Raw genomic sequence first — 5,061 nt, 5'->3', positions numbered from 1 at the left:
TAAAAAAAATAGACTATATATTAAAATAGTAGTAACAAAAAAAACAAGACTGGCTATATGTGGGATAGAGAGCATACTCCGTCTATTACATAGTTAGGTGCCATATAACAAGACCCAATGATAGAGAGAGCAATAACAGAAGATGAATTAATTAGTAAATTTTACCAAAGACATGAAAGAGTTGCAAAGTCTTGGGAAAACTATGCTCAAATAAATCATGGACAAATTAACGGAATTGTAAATAGTTATATAATTGACGTGAGGCTACTTTTTAACAGAAATGGAAAAAATATTTCAATAAAAACAATAAGACAGTTAACAAACTCCACTAGATTATTAGCTAAAGCACCTGTAATTAAGAATACAACAATTGAAATAAAACCAATAAGGACTAAAGACGATAATTGGAAGATTATAAGAAATGGTAAATCAATTAATATTTTCACTTCATTTTTTAGGAATTGCACTCCTTATCTTCTGGACAACACTTATCATCTAATTTCAAAATCAAGAATAAATCACAATTTAATTATCGACAAAAATTTATGGAGAATAATCAGTGATTTATCAGATTTAGAAGCAATTAGTTTCAAAAAACAGACATTAAAAATTGAGTATTTAGACTTGATTTCTCCAGAAAATATTGAAAAACTAATTAATACATTAGAAAAAAAATACGGCACCTAACCCGCTGGAAATAAAGCATGGCTCGGTCGGCTCGTCCTGACACCTTAGTCTACCGTCTTAGTCCCCTATCGGGTGACACGACACCACGACTAACGCGCCACGACTTCATCCAGCAAACCGTTAGCTGCAACCCAAAAAGACATTGAACGATAGCATACAATATTATGAAAGATAAAAGTGAACAAGAAAATGGAGATAGTTTAAAGAGGCGACTTTTAAATTCTTCAGCTATTGGCTCATTAAATCAGGAATTGAACATTTATAATAAATTTGAAAAATTAGGATGGAGTGTAAGTCATTCACCATATTATTCAGACTCGAATACAGGAAAATTTCGTGAGGTAGATGTGTCCGCTAGGAAATATTGGAAGATAGATAATGAAGACTTTAGTTTTGGTCTTAACTTTATTATCGAATGTAAATCGATTAATAATTATCAGATTGTTGTTTGTAATGAACAAAAACCAGAAAAAGGTAGCTATATAGAAAACAATTGGATTGGTGATGATTGGTCCAATCACTATTCAAAAACAATTAAATTACTAGAAAAACACAATATTAAACCTCAAGACATTCAAGAAACAGTTAAATTATTTCATAAGCATTTGTTTCCTGATGGTCTAATACGTTATATTGATTATCGATTAGAGAGCTTTGAGATTCCTGTTTATTGTTCTTTTAGAGAAACCAATATAGGAACAACAAAAGAGATGGAAAATTCTGTAGTATGGAAAGCTTTCCAGAGTCTGTTTTCTTATATTAATTCGCACAAGGTTCATGCATGGAAGGATATTGATTTCGATTTGTACGACATAGATAATGAAGAATTGATTTCAACTTACGAAGCCCGCCTTGAAGCTCTAAAGGAAGCTTTAATTTTACACTCTAACCATTTTGAATTAATTCATCCAGTTCTGGTTGTAGAATCTAAACTATGGGAGTTAAAAGAAAACAATTTGGAAGAACTAAAATATTGTAGACTATTATTTCAAGATATTTCAGGCTTCGATACATGGATAGATATTGTAAATTACAATAGTTTAGATGAGTACCTTACAAATTCAAAAAAGTATGATGAATTTTATACTGAAAAAGGATTTAAGAATGATTAAAGGCAGCAGCTAACAATAAATATACGTAATGCGGGGCGATGTGATAAATTTGAGTTTTGTACATTTACTAAAAATTATCTCGGTTTGATAATGAAGAGCGTTGAAATCCCGCACTACGCATATTCGAGCCGTTGTGCCACATATATGAAAAACACTGCATACATATTACTTTTCTTGATTCTTAGTTCTTGTTTTAGCTCTATTGAACCTGAAACTCAAGCTGAGTATATTGAGTATAAATCCTCATTTGATTCTGTTTTGACAGCTCATATGCCAAGGATATTACCTAATTCATTCTATGGATATTCACATTCAGGTGGCAGATTTAGTGACTTAACACCAACAAAATCTTTTCATGTAAAAACTCAGTATTCCTTTAAAACAGGATACAAAATGCAAAAAGATAAACTTTTAACTAAAACAATCTTCCAGACGAATTCAAATGATACCTGTGCAATTAAGGTATTTACTGGATATGTAACTAAAAACAAGAAATACGCCGATAGTTTAAGAGCTTTAAACAGTATATGTGCAAAAGGATATCCAATACCAGAGTTTTGCTTTCCTGATAAACAGCAGCTAATTGATAATCCTAGCATTATCTATGTAATTAACTCAGATACCACGATTTCTAATAATAACCCGGACACAAAATATATTGACTATTTGCCAGATGAGTGGAATAAGGGATATTCAATTGGATTCTCAACAAATGACAAATATTTATTAATTGACTATTGGCTAGTTATTTGGTAAAAACCTTAATTATGAGAAAGATTCTTACAAAGTACGTTGTATTATTTGCTATCTACCTTTTGATATCAAATTTAATTTATTCATTAGGATTTAAAATCTACTTTAACATTGTAGAGGAGCCTCAATTGTCAGCAGATTTTGTTAGACAAAGTCAACTGATAATTAGAGGTATCGCCTCTTCATTTGGAATTGTTATTGCGATATTTATGATGTTTGATTTGAGACCAAAAAAAATATTAGAATGGATAATAATTATAATTACATTATTAAGCCCTGGCATTGGGATAATTTACTTTATGATTCGCACCATGATTCTGAACTCGGATAATACGTGGCACAACAATGTATAAAAAACATAAGTGGCACAGTGGTTTGCGGAAGTTTGGAGCATTTAATCAGCTCCGCCAAATCTGCGATTTGACGGTTTGCTTTGTAACTCTAATATTGTGTCAAAACGCAAATTTGGCTCAGTGCAAATTGATAGGTAAGAGCTACGAAATCACTTACGTTTCTTATACTAACCGTTGGCGGTAATCAGGTACGATATAGGGACATCCTTTACAAAGTTATAGGTACATAGTTTACACTTTTTAAAGTTGTAATTTGAAATAAAAAATCAGATTACTATGCCTTGGAAAGACACAACAGCTATGGAACAAAAAGTTGAATTTATTTGTGAATGGAATACAGGAAGATACACCATCACGGAATTATGTCAGGCCTTTGGGATCTCACGTCCTACAGCATATAGACTAATTCGCAATTATGAAAATTATGGTATAGAGGGACTGTTAGAGAAGTCCACTGCACCCAGAAATCACCCAAACAAGACGAAAAAAGAAATTGAGGATAAAGTTTTAGAACTGAAAGGGAAATACAAGCATTGGGGGGCTAAAAAGTTACATAAGCTATTGTATAACGATTTTGATGCATCAGTAATCCCAACGATCTTAACCGTCCACAATATTTTACTTAGAAATGGATTAGTGTGCCCTCAGAAGCGTTTAAGGCGAGTAAAACCAATACACCCTATTTATGATCCCAAAGAGTGCAACGAGGTCTGGAGTGCTGATTATAAAGGTAAATTCTTGATGGGCAATAAGAAGTATTGTCATGCATTAACAATAGCAGATTCAAAGAGCAGATATTTGTTTACAGCAAAAGGTCATTATGGAGAAAAGTTTAAACCGGTAAAAGAAGAGTTTACAAGGGTATTTAGAAAGTATGGAATGCCCAAACAAATACATACGGACAATGGAGCCCCATTTGGTGCTGTGGCGGCTATACAACGCTTTACAAGGCTATCCTACTGGTTTATTGATTTAGGGATATTACCAGTGTATTCGGACCCGGCACATCCCGAACAAAATGGCAGGCATGAGCGAATGCACCGTGATCTAAAAGCTTCATGTGCCTTACCATCAAGCTTTGATTTAAAATCCCAGCAACGCAAACTGAATAGCTTTGTAAGGGAATATAATCAGGTCCGACCACATGAAGCTTTAGATATGGAAACACCAGCAAAGGTTCATAAACACTCAAATAATGTTTTTCCAGAACGAATAAGAGCATGGGATTACCCTGGAAATATGAAGGTTTTAAAAGTAACTAAAAATGGTTCAGTACGCTGGGGAGCGTATTGGTGGGTTTATATATCAGCCAGCCTTATGGATAAACATATTGGTGCAGAAGAGGTTGGGAATGGTGTTTGGAAAGTGTTTTACAGAAATGTATTTTAGGTTACTTTAACGAAAAAGATATTAGAGACAAAGAAAAACCAATAAGGCTAAGCACTAATTTAGTGTAAAGCATGTGACTATAACTTTGTAAACCAGGTGCTTTAACAAACATCAAATTCAGATAAATAATTAAATATGCAAATTCTATTAAAAGCAAAACATTATCAGGTCTTTATAATATTAATAATCGGACTAATAATTAATAAAATAACAATTGAGGGTGACCAAATTTATTCAGCATTATTAAGTGTTATTGGCTTTTGGATTTATTTCTCATACCCATTTATTATTGGAGTTTCATTACATGGTTTTATTGCTCCGAATATTAAATTGAATAATACTCTATATCAGATTAACTTTTTAATATTTATGGCAACAATGTCGATTGTTTCAATTCTTTCTGATGGACAAGGAATGACTTTTAAAGGTCTCGCTGCCATTCCTGTCTTATACTTTTTTTATGCATTTCTCCATTACATATCCTTTACAGCGAAAATTATTAAAACAATAGAATTAGGCAGAGTAGCTAAACTCAATGACTATATTGGAGAGTTCTTCCTTTTAGTGTTTTTACCGATTGGCATTTGGTTTCTTCAACCAAGAATAAATAGAATAATTAGACCTGAAGAAAAATGACTACCGCCAACACGCTGGAAATAAAGCATGGCGCGGGTTGCTCGTCCTGACACTTTAGTCTACCGTCTTAGTCCCCCTATCGGGTGACACGACACCACGACTAATGCGCCACGACTTCATCCAGCCAACGT

At 33.1% G+C, this 5,061-nt stretch carries 5 protein-coding genes; all 5 read left to right on the top strand.

Annotated features, from left to right (window positions below; genetic code table 11):
• Positions 1–117 precede the first annotated feature (117 nt).
• The 5 genes from KEM10_RS23270 (at position 118) to KEM10_RS23250 (ending at position 4,930) form a co-directional block, all read left to right on the top strand.
• Entirely contained in the window at positions 118–687 is a 570-nt protein-coding gene (locus KEM10_RS23270) for a hypothetical protein (protein WP_212220602.1), read from the top strand.
• Between the two features lie 164 nt (positions 688–851).
• On the top strand, positions 852–1,799 hold the full coding sequence (locus KEM10_RS23265; RefSeq protein ID WP_212220599.1) for a hypothetical protein: 948 nt from the start codon (positions 852–854) through the stop codon (positions 1,797–1,799).
• A gap of 144 nt (positions 1,800–1,943) precedes the next feature.
• Positions 1,944–2,555, top strand: a complete 612-nt coding sequence (locus tag KEM10_RS23260; protein ID WP_212220596.1) for a hypothetical protein — start codon at positions 1,944–1,946, stop codon at positions 2,553–2,555.
• A gap of 626 nt (positions 2,556–3,181) precedes the next feature.
• On the top strand, positions 3,182–4,294 hold the full coding sequence (locus KEM10_RS23255) for an integrase core domain-containing protein (protein WP_212220593.1): 1,113 nt from the start codon (positions 3,182–3,184) through the stop codon (positions 4,292–4,294).
• Between the two features lie 135 nt (positions 4,295–4,429).
• On the top strand, positions 4,430–4,930 hold the full coding sequence (locus KEM10_RS23250; protein ID WP_212220590.1) for a hypothetical protein: 501 nt from the start codon (positions 4,430–4,432) through the stop codon (positions 4,928–4,930).
• The last annotated feature ends 131 nt before the right edge of the window (positions 4,931–5,061 follow it).

Source organism: Carboxylicivirga linearis, from assembly GCF_018271995.1.
GTDB lineage: Bacteria > Bacteroidota > Bacteroidia > Bacteroidales > Marinilabiliaceae > Carboxylicivirga > Carboxylicivirga linearis.
The sequence above is the reverse complement of the archived record's forward strand: the minus strand, read 5'-3'. Positions and strand labels throughout refer to the sequence as shown.

Coding starts and splice junctions, on each gene's coding strand:
- KEM10_RS23270 (WP_212220602.1), top strand. CDS start 118: ATGATAGAGAGAGCAATAACAGAAGATGAATTAATTAGTAAATTTTAC.
- KEM10_RS23265 (WP_212220599.1), top strand. CDS start 852: ATGAAAGATAAAAGTGAACAAGAAAATGGAGATAGTTTAAAGAGGCGA.
- KEM10_RS23260 (WP_212220596.1), top strand. CDS start 1,944: ATGAAAAACACTGCATACATATTACTTTTCTTGATTCTTAGTTCTTGT.
- KEM10_RS23255 (WP_212220593.1), top strand. CDS start 3,182: ATGCCTTGGAAAGACACAACAGCTATGGAACAAAAAGTTGAATTTATT.
- KEM10_RS23250 (WP_212220590.1), top strand. CDS start 4,430: ATGCAAATTCTATTAAAAGCAAAACATTATCAGGTCTTTATAATATTA.